This window comes from Stenotrophomonas sp. 278, from assembly GCF_003935715.1.
GTDB classification, from domain to species: Bacteria; Pseudomonadota; Gammaproteobacteria; order Xanthomonadales; family Xanthomonadaceae; genus Stenotrophomonas; species Stenotrophomonas maltophilia_AH.
In genome coordinates this window covers 1-517 of record NZ_RHPP01000329.1, presented here as the reverse complement: position 1 = coordinate 517, position 517 = coordinate 1, and the positions used below count along the sequence as shown (strand labels likewise).

General features: G+C 64.6%; 1 tRNA gene and 1 pseudogene. Both read left to right on the top strand.

Going from position 1 to position 517, the window contains the following annotated elements:
- A pseudogene (locus tag EGJ34_RS21985) lies at nucleotides 1-353 on the top strand (copper-transporting ATPase); the annotation flags it as partial.
- A gap of 89 nt (nucleotides 354-442) precedes the next feature.
- A tRNA-Ala gene (locus EGJ34_RS21980) sits at nucleotides 443-515 on the top strand.
- Nucleotides 516-517: the final 2 nt, after the last annotated feature.

Here is a 517-nt window from a genome sequence, read left to right as displayed (position 1 = left end):
TCAACGACGCGCCGGCGCTGGCCAGCGCGGACGTGGGCATTGCGATGGGCAACGGCACCGATGTGGCGATGTCCAGCGCGCAGGTCACTCTGGTCAAGGGCGACCTGCGCGGCATCGTGCGTGCGCGCCAGCTTTCCGAGGCCAGCGTGCGCAACATGCGCCAGAACCTGGGCTTTGCGTTTCTCTACAACGGACTTGGCATCCCGGTTGCGGCCGGTGTGCTGTATCCGCTGGGCATCACCCTGTCGCCGATGCTGGCGGCGGTGGCGATGAGCCTGAGCTCGGTGTCGGTGATCAGCAACGCCCTGCGGCTGCGCTTGCAGCGTCTTCCCGGCGCGCAGACAGGGTCGTGATGGAAGTTCATGCGGAACATGAAGCAATGCGTGCAAATTTCGCTTGCCAAGCGAAATCGCCGTCGCTATAGTTTCGCTCCTCACGACGTGGGGCCATAGCTCAGCTGGGAGAGCGCCTGCATGGCATGCAGGAGGTCAGCGGTTCGATCCCGCTTGGCTCCACC